At 36.5% G+C, this 19,215-nt stretch carries 26 protein-coding genes; 5 read left to right on the top strand and 21 right to left on the bottom strand.

The window, feature by feature from the left end:
* Position 1 precedes the first annotated feature (1 nt).
* The 8 genes from ACT9TX_RS08485 to ACT9TX_RS08450 all read right to left on the bottom strand — a co-directional run bounded on the left by ACT9TX_RS08485 (position 2) and on the right by ACT9TX_RS08450 (position 5,289).
* A complete protein-coding gene (locus tag ACT9TX_RS08485; protein ID WP_481337845.1) occupies positions 2-265 on the bottom strand; it encodes a Txe/YoeB family addiction module toxin in 264 nt (87 codons plus the stop codon).
* Positions 262-513 carry a hypothetical protein gene (locus ACT9TX_RS08480; protein WP_481337844.1) on the bottom strand — a complete coding sequence of 84 codons (252 nt, stop codon included), beginning with the start codon at positions 511-513 and terminating at the stop codon, positions 262-264. The genes ACT9TX_RS08485 and ACT9TX_RS08480 overlap by 4 nt, the downstream gene beginning before the upstream one ends.
* 34 nt (positions 514-547) lie before the next feature.
* Complete coding sequence (locus ACT9TX_RS08475) at positions 548-988, bottom strand: c-type cytochrome (protein WP_481337843.1); 441 nt, start codon at positions 986-988, stop codon at positions 548-550.
* Between the two features lie 131 nt (positions 989-1,119).
* On the bottom strand, positions 1,120-2,418 hold the full coding sequence (locus tag ACT9TX_RS08470) for a PQQ-dependent sugar dehydrogenase (RefSeq protein ID WP_481337842.1): 1,299 nt from the start codon (positions 2,416-2,418) through the stop codon (positions 1,120-1,122).
* A gap of 120 nt (positions 2,419-2,538) precedes the next feature.
* Positions 2,539-3,324, bottom strand: coding sequence for a hypothetical protein (locus tag ACT9TX_RS08465; RefSeq protein WP_481337841.1), 786 nt, complete (start codon positions 3,322-3,324; stop codon positions 2,539-2,541).
* Positions 3,325-3,357: 33 nt separating this feature from the next.
* Positions 3,358-4,131, bottom strand: a complete 774-nt coding sequence (locus ACT9TX_RS08460) for a TPM domain-containing protein (protein ID WP_481337840.1) — start codon at positions 4,129-4,131, stop codon at positions 3,358-3,360.
* Between the two features lie 90 nt (positions 4,132-4,221).
* The gene (locus ACT9TX_RS08455; RefSeq protein WP_481337839.1) at positions 4,222-4,683 is read right to left on the bottom strand and encodes a TPM domain-containing protein; all 462 of its coding nucleotides are present in this window, start codon (positions 4,681-4,683) and stop codon (positions 4,222-4,224) included.
* 12 nt (positions 4,684-4,695) lie between these two features.
* Positions 4,696-5,289: a LemA family protein gene (locus ACT9TX_RS08450; protein WP_481337838.1), complete on the bottom strand. Its 594-nt coding sequence runs from the start codon at positions 5,287-5,289 to the stop codon at positions 4,696-4,698.
* A 264-nt stretch (positions 5,290-5,553) separates the two neighbouring features.
* Here ACT9TX_RS08450 and murB point away from each other — a divergent pair, with 264 nt between their 5' ends.
* Both murB and ACT9TX_RS08440 read left to right on the top strand, forming a co-directional pair.
* Positions 5,554-6,573 carry a UDP-N-acetylmuramate dehydrogenase gene (gene murB / locus ACT9TX_RS08445; RefSeq protein WP_481337837.1) on the top strand — a complete coding sequence of 340 codons (1,020 nt, stop codon included), beginning with the start codon at positions 5,554-5,556 and terminating at the stop codon, positions 6,571-6,573.
* Between the two features lie 78 nt (positions 6,574-6,651).
* Positions 6,652-7,212, top strand: a complete 561-nt coding sequence (locus ACT9TX_RS08440) for a hypothetical protein (RefSeq protein WP_481337836.1) — start codon at positions 6,652-6,654, stop codon at positions 7,210-7,212.
* A 116-nt stretch (positions 7,213-7,328) separates the two neighbouring features.
* On the opposite strand, the gene ACT9TX_RS08435 is transcribed toward ACT9TX_RS08440, so the two are convergent.
* Positions 7,329-8,876 (bottom strand): magnesium chelatase ATPase subunit I, encoded by a 1,548-nt coding sequence (locus tag ACT9TX_RS08435; protein WP_481337835.1) that lies wholly within the window; start codon positions 8,874-8,876, stop codon positions 7,329-7,331.
* Positions 8,877-9,136: 260 nt separating this feature from the next.
* On the opposite strand from ACT9TX_RS08435, the gene ACT9TX_RS08430 reads away from it, so the two are divergent.
* On the top strand, positions 9,137-9,961 hold the full coding sequence (locus tag ACT9TX_RS08430; protein WP_481337834.1) for an alpha/beta fold hydrolase: 825 nt from the start codon (positions 9,137-9,139) through the stop codon (positions 9,959-9,961).
* 86 nt (positions 9,962-10,047) lie between these two features.
* On the opposite strand, the gene ACT9TX_RS08425 is transcribed toward ACT9TX_RS08430, so the two are convergent.
* Entirely contained in the window at positions 10,048-10,338 is a 291-nt protein-coding gene (locus ACT9TX_RS08425) for a hypothetical protein (RefSeq protein ID WP_481337833.1), read from the bottom strand.
* A 207-nt stretch (positions 10,339-10,545) separates the two neighbouring features.
* Between ACT9TX_RS08425 and ACT9TX_RS08420 the strand changes: the two genes are divergently transcribed.
* Positions 10,546-11,196 carry an HD domain-containing protein gene (locus ACT9TX_RS08420; RefSeq protein WP_481337832.1) on the top strand — a complete coding sequence of 217 codons (651 nt, stop codon included), beginning with the start codon at positions 10,546-10,548 and terminating at the stop codon, positions 11,194-11,196.
* Here ACT9TX_RS08420 and ACT9TX_RS08415 read toward each other — a convergent pair.
* The 11 genes from ACT9TX_RS08415 to ACT9TX_RS08365 form a co-directional block, all read right to left on the bottom strand.
* Complete coding sequence (locus ACT9TX_RS08415) at positions 11,147-11,791, bottom strand: hypothetical protein (RefSeq protein ID WP_481337831.1); 645 nt, start codon at positions 11,789-11,791, stop codon at positions 11,147-11,149. The genes ACT9TX_RS08420 and ACT9TX_RS08415 overlap by 50 nt on opposite strands.
* Positions 11,788-12,735 carry a hypothetical protein gene (locus ACT9TX_RS08410; protein ID WP_481337830.1) on the bottom strand — a complete coding sequence of 316 codons (948 nt, stop codon included), beginning with the start codon at positions 12,733-12,735 and terminating at the stop codon, positions 11,788-11,790. Before ACT9TX_RS08410 ends, ACT9TX_RS08415 begins: the two co-directional genes overlap by 4 nt.
* Before the next feature lie 110 nt (positions 12,736-12,845).
* Positions 12,846-13,571 (bottom strand): NRDE family protein, encoded by a 726-nt coding sequence (locus tag ACT9TX_RS08405; protein WP_481337829.1) that lies wholly within the window; start codon positions 13,569-13,571, stop codon positions 12,846-12,848.
* Between the two features lie 17 nt (positions 13,572-13,588).
* Complete coding sequence (locus ACT9TX_RS08400; RefSeq protein WP_481337828.1) at positions 13,589-14,209, bottom strand: hypothetical protein; 621 nt, start codon at positions 14,207-14,209, stop codon at positions 13,589-13,591.
* Positions 14,209-14,703 carry a DinB family protein gene (locus ACT9TX_RS08395; RefSeq protein WP_481337827.1) on the bottom strand — a complete coding sequence of 165 codons (495 nt, stop codon included), beginning with the start codon at positions 14,701-14,703 and terminating at the stop codon, positions 14,209-14,211. Before ACT9TX_RS08395 ends, ACT9TX_RS08400 begins: the two co-directional genes overlap by 1 nt.
* 11 nt (positions 14,704-14,714) lie before the next feature.
* Positions 14,715-15,206, bottom strand: a complete 492-nt coding sequence (locus tag ACT9TX_RS08390) for a DM13 domain-containing protein (RefSeq protein WP_481337826.1) — start codon at positions 15,204-15,206, stop codon at positions 14,715-14,717.
* Positions 15,207-15,218: 12 nt separating this feature from the next.
* Positions 15,219-16,145: a hypothetical protein gene (locus ACT9TX_RS08385; protein WP_481337825.1), complete on the bottom strand. Its 927-nt coding sequence runs from the start codon at positions 16,143-16,145 to the stop codon at positions 15,219-15,221.
* Between the two features lie 2 nt (positions 16,146-16,147).
* Positions 16,148-16,552 carry a DoxX family protein gene (locus ACT9TX_RS08380; RefSeq protein ID WP_481337824.1) on the bottom strand — a complete coding sequence of 135 codons (405 nt, stop codon included), beginning with the start codon at positions 16,550-16,552 and terminating at the stop codon, positions 16,148-16,150.
* Between the two features lie 83 nt (positions 16,553-16,635).
* Complete coding sequence (locus ACT9TX_RS08375; RefSeq protein ID WP_481337823.1) at positions 16,636-17,094, bottom strand: YHS domain-containing (seleno)protein; 459 nt, start codon at positions 17,092-17,094, stop codon at positions 16,636-16,638.
* Positions 17,095-17,123: 29 nt separating this feature from the next.
* On the bottom strand, positions 17,124-17,561 hold the full coding sequence (locus tag ACT9TX_RS08370; RefSeq protein WP_481337822.1) for a YHS domain-containing (seleno)protein: 438 nt from the start codon (positions 17,559-17,561) through the stop codon (positions 17,124-17,126).
* Between the two features lie 212 nt (positions 17,562-17,773).
* Positions 17,774-17,962, bottom strand: a complete 189-nt coding sequence (locus ACT9TX_RS08365; RefSeq protein WP_481337873.1) for a transposase family protein — start codon at positions 17,960-17,962, stop codon at positions 17,774-17,776.
* Between the two features lie 582 nt (positions 17,963-18,544).
* On the opposite strand from ACT9TX_RS08365, the gene hxpB reads away from it, so the two are divergent.
* Positions 18,545-19,207, top strand: a complete 663-nt coding sequence (gene hxpB / locus ACT9TX_RS08360) for a hexitol phosphatase HxpB (protein WP_481337821.1) — start codon at positions 18,545-18,547, stop codon at positions 19,205-19,207.
* Positions 19,208-19,215 lie beyond the last annotated feature (8 nt).

The raw sequence follows: 19,215 nt of genomic DNA, 5'->3' as shown, positions 1-19,215 counted from the left end.
ATTATTTTGTGTAATGGTATTTACATTGAGCAATATAAATGTGCGATTCATCTACCTTGTAGATCAATCTATGTTCATCAGTAATTCTTCTGCTCCAATAGCCTTTGTATAAATGCTTTAAAGCTTCTGGTTTACCAATACCATCGAAGGGATTTCTTTGTATATCTTTTATAAGTTCACCTATGCGAATAGCTATTTTCTTATCTACAACTATCCATTCTTGGTAGTGCTGAAAAGCTACTGCATCAAAGCAAATTAGCCTCATAACAAGTCATTTGCATTAACTATTACAAGGGCTGATTGATTTTCAATGCGGTTAATTGCATCAATAAGTTGCTGATGATTTTCCTTTGATTGCATTAAATATTCTGTAGCGTCTTCATGTAGAGAATTGGTGGATTTTTCTTCTTCTCTCACACTTATTATAACTTCTTTACCTTTTACAAATGCTTTCAATTTATGAAAAAACTCAAGTGTAAAATCGTCGTCGTGTAATGTTATTGTTGCTTCCATCACATAAAATTTGATCAAAAGTAACTAACTTAATTTATTTCTTTTTTATGCCTCTTACTGCTTGAACCTCTGCTGGTATTACTGCACTTGCTTTATTGCCCCAACTAGCACGAATAAAGGTTAACACATCGGCTATTTGTTGATTTGATAACTCAGCATGTGGTGCCATGTTGTTGCTATAATATTCACCATCAATAGGTACACGGTCAGTCATGCCACGCAAAACAATAGAGATGATTTTCTTTTTATCGCCCAAAACGGTAGTGCTTTCATACAAAGGTGGGTTTAAGTGTGGCACACCACCACCATCTGCTTGATGGCAGCTTAAACACTCTTTTTGATACAGAGCCTTGCCCCTTTCTATAGATGCAGCAGGGTTGCTAGCAACTACTTTTGGTTGCGGCTTTTTTACTTGCGCTACTACACAAACTAAGGCGGTTACAGAAAGGGCAGTTATTAAAAACACTTTTTTCATGTGTGATTATTTGATTGGTTGATACTGCTTGAAATGCAATAATAAAATAAAAAAAGCTCCGTTACGAACAAACCTTTGAAGTGTGCGACGCAACGAAGCTTAATTAATAATCTACAGCTGGTAACCAAAAATTATTTACCAGAATAAACAATGCGATAGATAGTGCCTTTTGAATCGTCGCTTACATACAACGAACCATCTGGCCCTTGTGACAAACCGCAAGGGCGGTGCTCAGCGCTACGGGTAGATGTTACGACTTCTTTACCCGAAAAACCATCGGCAAAAATTTCCCAATCACCATTTGGCTTGCCATCTTTAAACGGCTGAAATACCACGAAATAGCCTTTTTGTGGTAATGGAGCACGATTCCAACTGCCATGAAAAGCAATGAATGCACCATTTTTATATTTCTCTGGAAATTGATTGCCTGTATAAAATAAAATATCGTTTGGTGCCATGTGGCCAGGATAAGCCGCCGCAGGATCTTGAAAAGCTGGATCGGTAGATACTTTTTTACCATCACCACCATATTCTGGCGCTACCATTTTTTTACCTAACAAATGATTGTAGTAAGTAAATGGCCAGCCGCAATTTGAACCTTGTTTTACCTCAAACATACATTCTGATGGCAACTCTGCACTAGCAACACTATCGTAAAATTGTGGCCAGTTTTGGTACAGTTGGTCACGGCCATGTTGCATTACAAATAATGAATTGGTCTGCGTGTTCCAACGTAAGCCCACCACATTACGTAGGCCTGTAGCATAACGTACACCATCACCATAAGTTTGGTTCAATTTATCTGCTTTAAATTTCCAAATACCACCGGCAGAATCTAAAATTGGGCAAGGCATACGACCTTTTGACCCGTTGGTTCTGTCTTTTTCTTGGCAAGAATTTGAGTAAGCACCAATGTTTACATAAATATTACCTGCATCATCCAATGCAACCGTTTTGTTCTCGTGCTGATGACGATTTAATAAACCTGTAATTACCACTTCTGGTGCAGTTGGATTAATTACTTCGTTATTAGCATCTAGTTTGTAGCGAAACACTTGCTCATCGCTACAAGCATACAAATAGCCATTTTTAATGGTTATACCTGTACCTGTAAATGTGCCAAAAGACTTTACTACTTCGCCCTTACCACTAGCGTTTACTTTTACTTCCAATATACCTTTACCATCTACAAGCTTGCTACTTTTTACATATACATTACCTTGTGGCGTAACGGTTAAATGCCTTGCCCTACCTACATTTTCTGCTACTTTTAAAGCACCAAAACCAGTTGGTAATTTCAAGCCAGCATTATCAGCATCTGCGACTACCGCAGTATTTATTTTTACTGCTTTAGCACTATCACCGCCAGAACAATTGGCAAATGATGCAGTAGCTGCAAGCAATAAAACACTAGTTACATACATTTTCATTCATTACTATTTTAGAGGTTAAAGTTATTGGTTTGAATTACAAGATGCAAAATCGTAATGAAATTAAAACACAAAAAAGCCATCAACGGTTGGGTTGATGGCAAAAAATATTTGATTAAGCTATTTTACGGTAGTAGTAGAAATTGAAGTAATGTTAATTGGTGCTTCGTTTCCCATTACAAGCATGGTACCTGTCATTTCCATTTTTGTTGCATCTGCTTTTAGAGTAGCACTTGCTGCATCATAAACCCTTACAGATGTAGAAGTACCAGTTAAGTTTTGTTTCATATCCATGCCCATTTGCTGTATAGTTTTTTCAATTTTTACATTGCTTGTAGCTGTTACTTCTATATCAGTTGCGGTAACTTTGGTAATGGCATAAATAGTATTATTTTTAGTACCGTCGGCATCGCTAGTTTCTGTCCATCTAAAACCTTCTTTAATATTTTCTGCTTTCAAAGTTAAAAATACCATTCTTGCCCACTCTGAACTAGTTGGTACACCCGCAGTTCCTATGTCTAATTTACCTTTTACTTTACCATCTTCTAACACCACCTCTTCTTCTTTATTTAAAGTCTTCATCATTTCAGCAGCCTGAGGATTGTTGGCAATATTTTTATCATCGCTACTAAAACTATTGTCCTGTCCCATCATGCTTAAAGTACCTGATACTTTTTTTACTGTAACACCAGCCTTTAATGCAGAGGCTTCAACAGATTTTGCAGCTATATCTGCTGAAATATTCATGGTCATAGGCATTTCCATTTCATGCCCCATCATATTTAATTTGGTGGTCATTTTTGTTACACTTTCTAGCTGTACTTTTTTGCCCACTGGTACTTTACTTACTTGTGCTTGCGCAGTTACAGCTAAAAATAAAGCTGCATTTACAATAATTTTTTTCATGTTTATTTTAGTTTTAACAATTTTTAATAATTACTACCAGCTACCGCTAGCGCCACCACCACCACTGTCGCCGCCGCCAAAGCCACCAAAACCGCCACCGCTATCACCACCACTATCGCTCCAGCCGCCACCTCTGTTACCACCGCCACCAAGCATACTACCTATAATAAATGGTGTAATAAAATCGCCACCACCACGACCACCTCTGCCACCACCGCCTCTGCTTGTGAGTACAATAATAATGATTACGATGATAATAATACCTAAAATACTGCCACCACCACCATTACCTCTGCTTGTTTTTCTCTCTCTAGCAACATGATATTCACCTGCAGCTGCTTTACTTAAATTATCAACTGCCGCATTTAAACCGTCAAAATAATTGCCTTGCTTAAAGTTGGGTTTTATATCGTTGTTGATGATGTCATTAGCGGTAATATCAGGTATAGCACCTTCAAGGCCATAGCCAACTTCTATGCGTATTTTTCTATCTTCAATAGCAACTAAAACCAGTACGCCATTTTTCGTTTTTTTATTACCAATACCCCATTCTCTAAAAGTAGCATTTGCCACCTCTTCTATTGGCTCGCCATTTAGTGATTTTATGGTCAATATGGCAATTTGATTACTCGTACTATCGTCAAGCGCAACTAACTTTTTTTCAAGCGTTGCTTGCTCAGATGAAGATAAAATATTGGCATTATCTACCACCAATCGCTGTGGTATAGGCTTGGCAATAAACTTTTGTGCCGATGTATTGAACACAGCAGCAATTACCAGTATAAAGAGGAGAAGTTTTTTAATCATTACACGAATTATGAGCAATTACTCGAATGACACAAATTTTAGTTAATCAGCACAAATCGGTAAAATCTGCGTCATCAGCGTTTCAATCCTTTATTTACCAAACACAATATCATCAGGCAATTCGTTTACATCATTCACCTTATCGTATGGAAAATGTGTTGCCAAAGCCTCACCTATTTTAAGCACCACTTCACAAATACCTTCAACATAATCACTACTATTAAAATGGCTAATCATTGTTTTCACTTGCTCGTTCCAAAAAGCAGCACCAGTTTTTTGATAAATACCCACATCGCCATAAACAGCTAGCTGACGATGAGACATAGCTATATAAACCAACACCGCATTTCGTTCTGCGGTGTTGTACATATTTAGTTCGTCAAATAATTCTTTGGCTCTGTCTATCGGATTTACAAATCGGCATTTGCTTTCTATAAAAATTCTCACCTCGCCACTTGTTTGTAGCTCGGCTTTTTTTACAGCGTTTACAATGCGTTCTTTTTCCTCAATAGTAAATAAATCGGCCGCTTTACGCTTAAAGAATTGAAACATAAGCTACATTGATTACTTAATATTGAATTGAACATCTGGCACTTTTTCGCTGCCAACATCTGCTTTGTAGTAATTTTTAGCTTTAAAGCCAAATAAGCCAGAAAAAATACTATTAGGAAACGTTTTTACTTTCAAATTGTACGTATTTACAGCTTCGTTATAATCTTTACGAGCAATATTTATTCTATTCTCTGTTTGCTCAATTTGCACTTGGAAATCTTGAAATGACTTTGTTGTTTTCAAGTCAGGATAAGCCTCAGCTACGGCCATTAATCTACCGAAACTACTTTGCAATTGACCTTGCGCTGCCTGATATTTTGCCAATGTTTCTGGATCGTTAATATCAACTTTAATTTGTGTAGCACTTGCTCTTGCTGCTAATACATCTTTCAAGGTACTTTTCTCAAAATTTGCAGATCCCTCAATTGTTTTAATAATACTACTGTACAAATCTGTTCTGCGCTGATAGTTAGTTTCTACATTACTCCATACTTGTTGTACGTTTTGGTCACCACCAACTAAGCCATTATAACTGCTGCATCCGCAACCGCCAAGTATTAAAACTATTGCACCAATAACAATTAATGTGAGTGTTTTTGTATTCATTTTTTAAAATTTTCGTGTTAAAGATATAGCAAACCAAATACCGATAAATTTTCAAGTCGTTCTGTCAGTAAATAATTTTTATGTTACCAGCTTTAGTACTACATATCATGCTTTTGTTGCGTCGCACACTTCTACGTTCAGTTCGCTTCGCAGCTTTTACTTAAGCGAAACTTTAGCCACAAAGGCGTATCAATCAAATAAATCTTGACAATCATTACAATCAGCGTTCTATCCATCCATTTGTAAAATCTTTATTTTGCACCCATGCAGCTACAACAAAACATCTCTTTAAAGCCCTATAATACCTTTGGCATCAATGTATTAGCAAAATATTTTGCCAGCTTTTCTACCGTTGATGAACTAGCGGTTTTTTTAAATAACTCCAAACTTAAAACTACAAATTCACCACTAATCCTAGGTGGCGGCAGTAATATTTTATTTACCCAAAACTTCGATGGCCTTGTATTAAAAAACGAGCTAAAAGGCATCTCTTTAGTAGATGAAGACGCAGATTATTACTACGTAAAAGCCGCTGCTGGTGAAGTTTGGCATGAGTTTGTGCAACACTGCATTACCAATAATTACGCAGGCATCGAAAACCTAAGCTTAATACCAGGCAATGTAGGCGCAAGCCCTATGCAAAATATTGGTGCGTATGGCGTAGAAATCAAAGACATTTTTCACAGCCTAGAAGCGTATCACATTCACGAGCAAAAAACTATAACATTTTCTTTACAAGATTGCCAATTTGGCTACCGAGAAAGTGTATTTAAGCGTCAATACAAAGGGCAGTTTGTCATTTTAAGTGTTACCTACAAACTACGTAAGCAGCCTATTTTCAATACAAGCTATGGCGCTATTAATGCTGAACTTGAACAAATGGGTGTAAAAGAATTATCTATTCAAGCTATTTCGCAAGCCATTATTAATATTCGCAGCAGCAAATTACCCGACCCTAAAAAAATAGGCAATGCGGGCAGTTTCTTTAAAAATCCGCAGATTTCTAAGTTTAGGCTACACGTAATGAAAGAGGATTATGAGAAAATACCTGCCTATCCTGTAGATGATATGCATTATAAAGTTGCAGCTGGTTGGTTAATAGAACAATGTGGCTGGAAAGGCTTTCGCAAAGGCGATGCTGGCTGTAATCCTTTACAAGCTTTAGTTTTAGTAAATTATGGCAATGCCACAGGCAAAGAAATCTTCGACCTATCAACAGAAATCATACAATCTGTAGAAGCCAAATTTGGCATTACACTAGAGAGAGAAGTGAACATCATGTAAGCAATTTTTTATTTCTTTAACAACTATGGTGCAGCTATATTTGGGAAATAATTCTCTACCAAAATCTAAACTAATCAAATGAAAAAGTTATTATTTCTAGCATTACTATTTACTGCTTGTAACAGTTACCTAACAGCACAAGACACTGTTTATTTAAGAAGAGAAGCCAAGAAAAAATTATTTACAGACAGGGCACCTCAAACTGCATTTGTTGAAATTGGCGGTGCAGGCTTAGCATTTTCTATAAACTACGACAAGCGTTTTAAAAATGAAATTGGTGGTTGGGGCTGGCGTGCTGGTATTGGCTACAGCTTCCAAAGTGACTTTAAATTCACAACAATACCAGTTGGAATTAACTATTTAGCAGGGGATAAAAGCAAGGGACGTTTTTTTGAAGCAGGTTTAAATGGAACGTTACTTTTTGCAGGTAATTACAATCAAAGTAGCTTTTATGTTACTAACTCAATAGGTGATACATATATCGCTCCAAACTCAACTACCTTTATTACAAGTGCCACTTTAGGCTACAGAAGCCAGCCTGTAAAAGGTGGTTTTAGCTTTAGAGGCGGTTTAACACCATACGTTATTAAAGGCGATGCACAAATTGGTGGCTACTTAAGTTTTGGATATAGTTTTTAGTAAATTTAATTTAAAACAACAATAACTAAAATTCCACATAGCAACAACACTATGTGGGATTTTAGTTTCTAGACTTTCCAAATTTTAAAAACTTGGAAAGTCTAGAAAAATAACTTCTACTTAAAATCATCCTCATTAAAATCGTCATCCTCATCGTTAAAGTTAATGTTGCCAAGGTTTATCATGCTGCCCATTAAATCTTTAAACTCTATTTTACCATCAATCGTCTTTTTACTGATTAACGAGTAAGATGCCAAGCCATGCAATACAAATTCCATCAGCAACGCATTTTCTTTATCGTTAGCCGCATGAAAATGCTTTTTTACAAAGCTATACAAGCCATCTACTTTGTACAATGCTGCAACCTTATCAGTATCGGTCATATCTAGCAATAAGTCTAAATGGTTACCTGCATCAAACCAGCGTGTTATTTGCTTGTACGGGTTTTCAGGCTCTTTCTCTTCTACCGAGCGCTTACCAGTAGCTCTCTTTTTCTTTGCCTGTTCAGGGTTAGGAAAATATTGTACAAACTGTGTTCTTATGGCTTTTTCAAGCAAATTAACTGATACTTGATAAGGCCCTTCTTGCTCACCTTCATACATCAATTCTATTTTACCAGTAATACTTGGTATAATGCCCATCAAATCGCTAATCCACACTTGCGTATGCTTTTCTGCATGAATAATCGCTCTACGTTCTGCGCTACTTACCGCATTCTCAAATGCAGCAATGGTAAGCCTTGCACTCACACCACTTTTCTTATCTACATATTCATTGGTTCTCGCTTCAAAGGCTATTTGTTCTATCAATCGCTTTACCAAATCACTCACGTCTACCAAATCTTTTTGCACATCTAACAGGTTCGCTTCTTGCTCTGTAATAGCTAAAGATGTTTCTAAAGTTTTAGGATAGTGTGTTAAAATCTGGCTTTCAATTCTATCTTTCAGTGGCGTTACAATGCTACCACGGTTGGTATAATCTTCAGGATTGGCCGTAAATACAAACAAAATATCCAAAGGCATACGCAACTTAAAGCCACGTATTTGAATATCACCTTCTTGCAAAATATTAAACAACGACACTTGTATTCTTGCCTGCAAATCGGGCAATTCATTTATCACAAATATGCAGCGGTTACTACGTGGAATAATGCCGTAGTGAATAACACGTTCATCTGCAAAATTCAGTCGCAAATTGGCAGCTTTTATCGGGTCAATATCACCAATCAAATCAGCAACACTTACGTCAGGTGTTGCCAATTTTTCGCCATAGCGTTCACTGCGGTGAATCCATTCTATTGGTGTATCGTCGCCTTTTTCAGCTATCAAATCCTTGGCATATTTGCTCATTGGCTTCAGCGGGTCGTCATTTATTTCGCTACCAGCTACCACAGGCATGTGTTCGTCTAGCAGGTCTACCATTTGCCTTGCCATACGTGTTTTTGCCTGACCACGCAAGCCTAAAAACAAAATATTATGCCTACTTAGCAATGCCCTTTCAGTATCAGGAATCACCGTGTCTTCGTAGCCTAAAATACCAGTAAACGCATTTTCTTTATGCTTAATCTTCTCAATCAAATTCTTACGAACTTCTTCTTTAATACTCAGCGGTTTGTAGCCACTTGCTTTCAGTTCGCCTAGTGTGGTAATGTTGTTGATATTCATACTTGCTTATAATTAAAACTAGCCAGCCATTGCGGCTTTGGCGAAAATATTGGTGTTACCAGCTATAACAATACTATGATGCTTTAGTTGCACACTTGTACTTTTAGTCATTTATTGGGCAATGTAGAAGATAAACCCACACCTACCAAAGTTGCAGGTTGCTAAAAGAGGAAAAAGTTAGTTTGAACTTTCTATTTGAAAATTATACCACCGAGCCAAACAATAATTGCTTTAGTTAGTTTAACATCATTCAGACCACTATGCAGCAATACTCTAACCCTAGCTTACTGAGTTACAACACTTACCTACAACCCAAAACTAAACAATGGGTCACGTTTATACATGGTGCAGGTGGCAGCTCAATTATTTGGTACAAACAAATTAAGGCCTTTAATGAACATTATAATATATTGCTCATTGACCTCAGAGGGCATGGCAATTCTAAACAACAGCCTACTACCAATTCATTGTCATTCAATGAAGTTGTTGAAGATATTATTGCCGTTATCAATCATCTAGGCATTCAAACGTCTCATTTTGTAGGTATTTCTTTAGGCACTATTATCATCAGGCAATTAGCCGATTTGCATCCACATCGTGTAGATAGCTTAACCATGGCAGGTGCTATTATGCGGTTAAATGTGCGCTCACAAATATTGATGCGCTTTGGTATGCTTACAAAATCGCTGATACCTTATATGTGGCTGTACCGCTTTTTCGCGTACATTATTATGCCGAGAAGCAATCATAAAAAGTCTAGGCAATTATTTATACAAGAGGCCAAAAAACTCACCCAACAAGAGTTTATCAGGTGGTTCAGCTTATCAGCACAAGTAAATCCATTATTAAAAAAATTGCGCTTAGCCAAGAATGTAATGCCTTGCCTTTATTTAATGGGCAGTGAAGACGCTATGTTTTTACCCTCAATACAAAAGCTAGTACTACAAAACCCAGTTAACAGCACATTAGTAATTACTGCTGATTGTGGGCATGTTGTAAATATCGATAGCCCAGAATTTTTCAATCAGCAAACCATCTTGTTTATTGAGAGTGTAATTAAAAATGCTACATCAAGCCTTAAGTAGTTGATGAAGTTATAATGCTAACGACTCACACTTTGTCTTAACTCAAATTATTTGTCTATAAAAAAACTCTAGAGATAACTACAATTCTAAACCTCACCTTTCAAGTAAGCCTGTAAAGCACAGTGATACACCGTTTGTCTAGGTTTAGCTTTAGCGGCGTAAGCTGTTTTTAAATCTGCATCTACCATAACTTTTTTGGCAAAAGCAACTGCCTCTTTAAACTTATTTCTTTTTTCCTTTTGTAAATCGCTAGGTACAATATTGCTCATATCTGGGTAAGCCGTTACCACTGTTCTATCGCCGTATTGCTTAAATACCAATTGCTTACCCAATGTACCTTGAAGACTTTTGCCAATTATATCTTTTGCAATTGCCATTGTAATTGTATTAAGTATTGTTAATGTACTGTTTAGCCGTAGTAAATATAGGGCAGATATACTCATCCTTCGTTAATCCTTCGTTATTAATGCACGCTAGATGTACTTTTTTAGCCCTGCATAGCCGTAGCTAAAGCATCCCTATAGTAGTTGTCTAGCAAGGCATTATTCGCCAAAACCTTAATTTCCAACTTTTAATTATTAGATATGGAGCACCAACACATCATCACCACAACCGTTAACTATGTAAAAGACACCTTAGCAGACGCAGAAGGCGGCCATGATTGGTGGCATATTTATAGAGTTTGGCAAGCAGCAAAGCAAATAGCAAAAGGTGAAAACGCAGATTTGTTGGTGGTAGAGTTAGGCGCTTTGTTACACGACATTGCTGACTCGAAATTTAATGGTGGTGATGAAACAATTGGCCCTTTAAAAGCCAAAGCCTTTTTAGAAACATTGCAACTAGATACAACTGTTATAGACCATGTAGTACAAATAGTAGCCAATATTTCTTTTAAAGGTGGTAAAGAACAGCAACAGTTTAAATCGATAGAGTTGGATATTGTGCAAGATGCTGACCGGTTAGATGCGATTGGTGCTATTGGCATTGCTAGAGCTTTTAATTATGGTGGCTTTAAAAACAGGCCTTTGTACGACCCAAATACACCACCAAATCTGCACAAAACCAAAGAACAATACAAGCATAACAACGACCCAACCATTAATCATTTTTACGAGAAACTATTGCTGCTAAAAGATAGAATGAATACCCAAACTGGTAAGCAATTGGCGCTAGAACGTCACCAATTTATGGAACAATATTTAGCACAATTTTATAAAGAATGGGAAGGAAAATAAATTTGGGATTTAAAATTTGGATTACCAAATGATACAAGGCTAGCAACACATACAAGCTACCCATTACCCTATTAATCTGTGCCAAATTGAGTTTGAAGTAATGGATTAATTTGCTACCTACTAGCATGTAGCATAGCATTACCAAAACCGTTCCTATGGCATTAAAACCGACAAAGGGCAGTAGATTTTTCCAGCCATCTGAGAACCTTAAAGTTGCATTCAGCAGCACACCTGCTACCAACCAAAAAGGTATTTGTTGTGGATGAATAATAATACTCAACAAACCTCTATAAACTGTATTGTTACTAGCAGCTTTGGCGGTTATCTTTTTTTCAAAAACCATCCAAATGCCCATCAGTAATATCATGATATACGATACGATTTCAACAATATGATACCAATAACTTTCCTTATGCAACACTTGTAAGCTGTACAATACAGCAGCACAATACAAACTTTCAAACAAGGCAATTAGAGCGAGCATTTGCCATAATAATTTATACTGCTTACTAGTATATAAATGTACCACCATTAAGTTGATATTACCAGGAAACAAGTACCCATAAAAGCCTATCAAAATACCGATGCTACTCATGCTTGTAGGGCTTGTTGTTTAAATGCTTTTTCTAGGTGCTTGGTGTGCTTATATGCTTGATAAGACATGAATGGCACACCTGCTTGTTGATTGGCTTTTGCTGCATCAAACAACATTCTAAAATGCTGCATCAATACCTTTTGTGCCTCTATAAACGAAAAGCCAGGATGATAAATATGTGCTGGCTCGGCACCTGCACCATTGAGTTCTAAAATAGCAAAGTTTTTACCTTGTTTCAGGTCATCAACACTTGCACAACGCAAGTCGAACCTACCAAAATAAAAGCCATGAATATTTTTACTAATCGTATCAATTGAATCAATTAACGCCTCGTCTATGATGTGATTGAAATTGATAAACATGGTTCCTAGCACATGATTGCCATAAGGCACTAATACACGTTCTTCACCTAATTGTAGCACTTCATTTAAGTTAATGATATTTTCTTTTTTAAGTCGCTGGTATTGCAAAAAAGCCCTGTCATTTTTTCTAATTAACGCATCAATAGTAGAGAATCCATCACCAACTACAGAAAGTAATTTTTTATAAGTAACCGAAGTAACAATGCCTTTATCACTTTTAGGATGGCGGTAGTAAAACACGCTTAATTCAACCGGATAATCAATGTAAGATTGAACTAGAAAAGGAATCTTGGTATTAGTTTTATACTGCAATAATTCAGCGAAGCTATGAATTTTCTTCACACACCAACCACGTTCACCTCTATCAGGTTTTGCAATTATTGGAAATGAAATATTTGCAGCTTTCATGCTTGTTTCAATAGTTGAGAAGTTATCGTTTATATCGACCAAAATGGTATTGGGAAAATAATTTTTAGGCATCAATTTAAAAATGCTCCATTTGCTTTCAAAGAACATTCCTCCAGTTTCTATGCTAGGATTTGATGCAGAAAAAAAGAAAAAAGATTTAGCTCTTACTGCCAAGTATGTGTAATAAAACCCTAATGGGAAATATACCACCCACATAGGCCAATATTCCCAGCTACATAATTTAATGTAGAATGATTTGAACTTAAATATTGCGTCTTGAGAAATCATAAATAGGGTACTTCAACCAATCGCTTTAAGGCTAATGTGGTTGTACTTTTTGTAGCATTTAAAAAATCGTGATACTGTATATTGACAGATTCAGCTAATGCTATAAAAGTGTAGCTGAGCGTTTGCATTGTAGCACTTCTATTAATTAAGAAGCCATTTGTAGTATCATTTACTGATTGAAAAAAACTAAGAATAGATTGCTGTGAAATCTGAGGATTTAACGATAACCATTGTTTAAATATTTGGCTTCGTTTTGTTTTTGCAGCGCTATTATACAGCGTTGAGGATGACCATATATGAGGCTGTGTAGCATCTAAAGAAACGCTGTGTTTTTTTTGACCATCCCAAACCAATTGATACAAATTATTATCACTAAACACAACCAAAGTAAACGGTTCAATATTACTTAAATCCATCTCTAGCCAATCGCTTACAGGTGCTTCAACAGCTAATAATTCTTTTACAATCAAACCTCTACTTTTTCTGTAACTAGCTTGCCTGATATGATTTTCAAAACCTCCATTTAATAAGATGACAACGTTACCAAATTCATTTACACCAACCCATGTACCACCAGCTTTTGCATCTAACGGCGCAACATAATCAACATCATATTTTGTGTAAATAGCAGGTACTAATGCAGCCTCCCTCAATGGACTTTCATCTCTTAAAGAAGCGAAGCAATGTTTACCATTATTTGGCAAAAAAACAACTGTACACATACGTGATTATTTATGAACTAAAACCCTACCCTTGTACCAACTAGTATTGACAATGCTTTAGGTTTACTGTTTTGCACCTCAATATTAGCAGACCAAAATGCTGCATCTACATACAATGTTTGCAACACTTTAGATTTTGTATTATAACCTAATCTTAACCCTTCCTTTAAGTATACACCTTGCATCCGTGTTACTTCTTGCAATACAATACCAGTAACAGTATTTACCATCAAACGTGGCTCTCCAATATTGGCATAGCCAATACCAATGTAAGGCGATACAAATACTTTCTTTGACTTGGCAATAGCAATATTTCTGCCCACATTAAACCCTGCTAAAAACACAGAACTGTTAGTATGCTGAAACAAATAATTTGAGCTGGCATCTTTTACTTGCTGATTATATTTTACCGCATTAAAATCGAGCACAAACTGTACAAAATAACGTTTACTAAAGCGGTATTCAATACCAGAATTTAAAGCCAAAGAATTTTCATAAGCATTTGCAAATGATGATTTGGGCACAAACACACCAGCAGCCGTTGTAAAATATATCTTGCTACTATCCTGCGCCAGCAAAGCCTTACTGGTACTGCTTAATATCAATACTAAAACAATGTATTTAGCAATCCGCATCATTAACTGTTTAGTGTTGCTTGGTATTTTATTGTTGAATAAGCCATACCAAATTGACTATCTACAACTGCTAATTTCATTTCTATTAAGGCTACTTTTATTAGTGCTAAATGATGAATGGTATGTTCTGTATTGTACACAATTTCTCTGAAATAAGTAGTACTTACAATAGGTGCTGTCGTATCACCAATTTCATCTACTACCATAGTTAATAACTTGTCTGGCATTCTTAACTGCTCATCTATTGCATCTAATGTTGAGGCTGCTAATGTTCTACTTGTTTCTAAAGCAAGGTTACGCATACGGTTCACATAATCTACCTTACCATTTTTATAGCCGTTGATAGCACACTGCAACAACTCAATAATGTGTCTAGTGTGGCCACCAATACTTGCATTACCTAAATGCTCAATTTTATGTGTGTATTGCTCGTCTTGCAATGTTTTTAATAGCTTACTGAGGGATTGTAGTTGTTGCGATAATTGTAAGAAAATCATAAAAGCAGTTTTCAATTTAATAATGCTGAACCAAACAAATGATTAAAAGCCACGCAATGTATAGATATATATTTATAACTAGTAAAATCTGGCATACCTGTTATGGTATAAACCTGATTACCATTGGTAGATTTTAAAGCACCTAAATCAATAAAGTTTACAGGCATTGCCTCTTTAGATACAAAAACATGTAACGCCGGCCCATTAGATACATTGAAATTACTAAGCTGTAGTACAAATGCATTAGAAGCAGTTTTATAAATTTCTGCCTTGCCGCTAGTACTGCCATAAGGCCCAGAATTAAAGCTGCCTGAATATTTTAACACAGCGGTTGTATCTGTACCGCCATTGTTTCCACCACTGCCAGTTCCTCCACCGCTGCCACCACCATTTGCAGAGGTATCAATAATTACTTCGTTCAATGTAACTGTTGGTGCTAATTGCTCTTTTTTACAAGCAACAGCTACTATCACCACTAACAAAACCATAATTACGTAACGCATGATTGTTCAGTTTTAAAAATGAAAAATTATTTCAGGTGATACTACAAATGAGCGCGTTAAACCATCTGGTCTGATGTCTCTAACCACAAATGGCACGCCACCTGTAAGACCTAATGAGAAGTTAGAACTAGGCTTGTACCAAGCAGAAAAAGTGCCATTTAACGTTAATCCATCTGAGCCTTGCAACTCAATAGGTTTATTGCTGACGTTGCCATCTATGTAGGTATCTTTTCCTAAATGATAGATGCCTAATAAGCCTGCATTTAGTTTCCATTTTTTAGTAGTGGCAACATCATAGCCAGCTCGTAAAAGCACATCACCTTTACGGTTAAAATCGTTTGTTGGCGAATATTTTGCAGCTTCTGCAGTACCCCAATAAATAGGCAAAAATGTATTGCGATTAGTACCAGTAAGCGGCTGTTGAATAGCCGTAGCAAATAACCATTTGTTATTAGTAACAGTAATACCAGCAATTATATCAATAGTGCCTAAACTACTTTGATACTGCATAGGTAAAGGCTTGCTACCATTTTTAATATCACCAAGATTTAATGGAAATTTACCTCCCAAAATAAAAGAAGTTACCCATTTTTTATTGGTTTTAGGGCTATAAATACCAGATAAAAAACCATCACCTAAGCCGAATGCTGTACCCAAATTGCCGGATGCATAATTGGCTGTAAGTCTTGCCTGTAAAGCCCATCGCTGGGTCAATCTCACATCGTATTGAATGCCTGGGGTAAACACATACACATTTTCATCGCCTACACCATTTGCCAAAATAATTGTGAGGTTTTGTTTTTTTAACGATGAAGAATCTGCACCGTGTGGCTTTATATTACCAAGCGTACAAAAGCCAGCATCGCTACAACCTTGGGCTAGTATTTTTGCCGAAGGCACAAAGAAAATGACACATAAAACAACAATTGCTTGACGCATGATTAGTTCTTTTTTAATAATTTATTGTACAGTGCAATGCCTTCTTTTCTATGAATAATTGATATTGCTAAGCAGCATACCAATACCAATATGGCAAGCATAAACAATTGCCCACCATCGCCTTTAGACTCAATACCAATAACGGTTAGATGCGATAGTATTGCGCCAGCCATTAACCCAATACCTAAAAAAGCACCTATAAAAGCGGTAGTAGGAATTAGAAGTAGAATACCTGTAATCAATTCAATAACACCAGTACCAATTCTGCCCCAAGGCTCTACACCAAGTTTGGTAAATAATTCAACTGATTCTGGATGACCTGTAAATTTAAAGTACAAGGTTTGTAGCAAAATAATAGCTGCGGCAATGCGTAAAAGCCAAGATATAATGATAGTTGTTTTGTTCATGATAGTTAGTTTGGTATTTGTGTCCCGATAGCTATCGGGATGAAATGGTTTAAGTGATATAGTGCTAAAATGAAAGTGTTGGTTTATTTGAATTTTGTTGCCCAATTAGCGTCTGCTTTTGGCTTTAAAGTGCCTTCGTCTTTATTCCATTTGGTAAGCGTATTGTTTACCCAACTGTGATAAAACAGGTACAATTTACCACCAACTATTTTAAAGGTTTCTGGGTCTATTTCTACTTTCTCGTTAGTTGCACCCATAGCGTAAGCACACCAGCCACCATATTGCGGTTCGTATTTTTTAGGGTCTTTTACAAACAAGTCTTTATCAGCAGCACTTGCAAAATTGTAAGTTATACCTTCTACAGTGGCAGCAAATTGTTTATTACCTTTTACAGCTTTGCTTTGGGTAAAATAAGCCACAGGGTCGTAGCCTTGAATTGCCACACCTTTTTCTATGTTAAATTGTTTTACTCTGGTATCGGTTTGTGCTTGTAAGTTGAAGGTAAATACAGTTGCTAGAATAGCTAGAACGATTGTTTTCATTTGTTATTTTATTTAAAATTTAATTGAGATTATTTATTTAATGAAGGCCATAAACCATCTGCCTTTTTTATAAGATTGGTAGTATCTTTTATCCAAAAGCCTTTTACTTTTAAGTTGTAGTTTAGGTACAATTTGTCGTTCACAATTGTCCAAGCATTTGGGTCAGTTGGCGATAAGTGATTATCGCTGCAACCATAGGCACAGTAACCACCATATTGAGGGGCATATTTTTGTGGGGCAATTTTAAAACTGTCTAAGTTGGCTTTAGATGCAAACTTCCATTTACTGCCACTCCATTCTGTGGTAAAAGCATCGTTGCCTACAACGGCTTGTTGTTGGCTAAAATAAGCCACCACATCGTAGCCTTTAATGGCCACACCATCTGTACTGTTAAACTTTACATTTTGTGCATTTGTAATACCAATTGTAAGTATTGTAAGTAGTATTACTGAGAGAATTTGTTTCATTATTTGTTTGTTTCCCCTAAAAACGGCTGTGGAAACAAAACCTTACAACTTGCAGTAACTTTTATTTTTTTAACAAATAGGGTATTTGTAAGTTTTATTATAGTTGTATTTGTAAGTATTGCATATTTATGGCGTCGCCCGCTTGAGGCGGGTCGGGCTGTTCGCTGCAATCTTTTTTTCGTACCTCAAAAAAAGAGAACTCTAACATAAAATTAAACTGCTAATTGGTGATTACAAATAGTAACGATTAGGTTAATTCTAAGTGTAAAACTTCTTCTTCTGTTTCTGTATTTTTTGGCTAAGACACTAAATATTTTCATAATTCGGATAACATTTTCTACTACAACCTTTATTGAAGATAACTGCTGATTCTCTTTTTTCTGTGCGTTTGTAAGCGGTATTTACTTTTTACCCTTGATGAGTATTTACTATTATGATGCTTGCGCCTGTTTTTGTAACAACAGGCTAACAATGCATTTCACTAATGCCATAACTTTCACTGATGTGTAAAAAAGTACGATAATCTTGATAGTACATCAGTAACATTAACAGTTAATCTTCTATTGATAATTTAGGCAGCCTACTATGTTTAGAATCCTTGGACAATGCAATTGCTTATAGTTGATAACTAACAATGTCATCTCAATAAATATCGTTGGTTTTACACCTGTACAAATGCTTTAGACGCCACCACAAAGTGAAGATGCTGCACAGGCGTCTCGTTGTGAGACGATAATTATTGCAGCGACAACTATATACCAATCTGTATTGGAATAATCATCATTTTTTAACGAGAGAAAAGTCTCCTCGAATTAATTGACATTTACAGCACACTTCTACGTTCTGTTCGCTTTACAGCACTAGTGTGAACCAAGACTGTACAGGATTGATAATTAGTGAAAAAAACATATTAATCCCCAATCCTTTTAATCCATCTAAATCTAGGTTCAGACGAATACATTTGCAACCTTAAAACACCTACAATGCCTATAAATACTGTAATTTTTGATATGGATGGTTTACTTATAGACAGTGAACCATTATGGAACGAAGCGGCCATAGAAGTGTTTGCCACATTTGGCGCCACACTTACCGATGAACTTTGCAACACCACCACAGGCTTGCGTACAAGAGAATTTATACAATGGTGGTTTGCCTATTTCAACATCAATCACGTTGAAACTAAAACCGCTGAGAACCTCATTTTCGATAGCATTTTACAAAAAGTAGAAGCTAAAGGCACCATCATGCCGGGTGTGCATCACATCATCAACTTCTTTCACGATAAAGGCCTTAAAATTGGTATTGCCACATCATCACCACAATCGCTAATTGACTTAGTAGTAAGGCTTACAGGTATTGCCCCATACATTCATGCAACTTCTTCTGCTGAAGATTTACCTTATGGTAAGCCGCACCCACAAGTGTACCTTGATTGTGCCCAAAAACTAAACACCAACCCTACTAATTGCTTGGCGTTTGAGGATAGTTTTAATGGTATGATTGCAGCAAAAGCCGCCAGAATGAAATGTGTAGTAGTGCCACATGGTAGCGTTCAGAAAGATGATAAATGGGGCGCCGCAGATTTAAAATTGTCATCGCTACAAAACTTTGGTGAGCTACATTTTGAGATGCTTAATCGATAGTTTCTTTT

This window comes from Parasediminibacterium sp. HNIBRBA5674 (genome assembly GCF_056745525.1).
The sequence above is the reverse complement of the archived record's forward strand: the minus strand, read 5'-3'. Positions and strand labels throughout refer to the sequence as shown.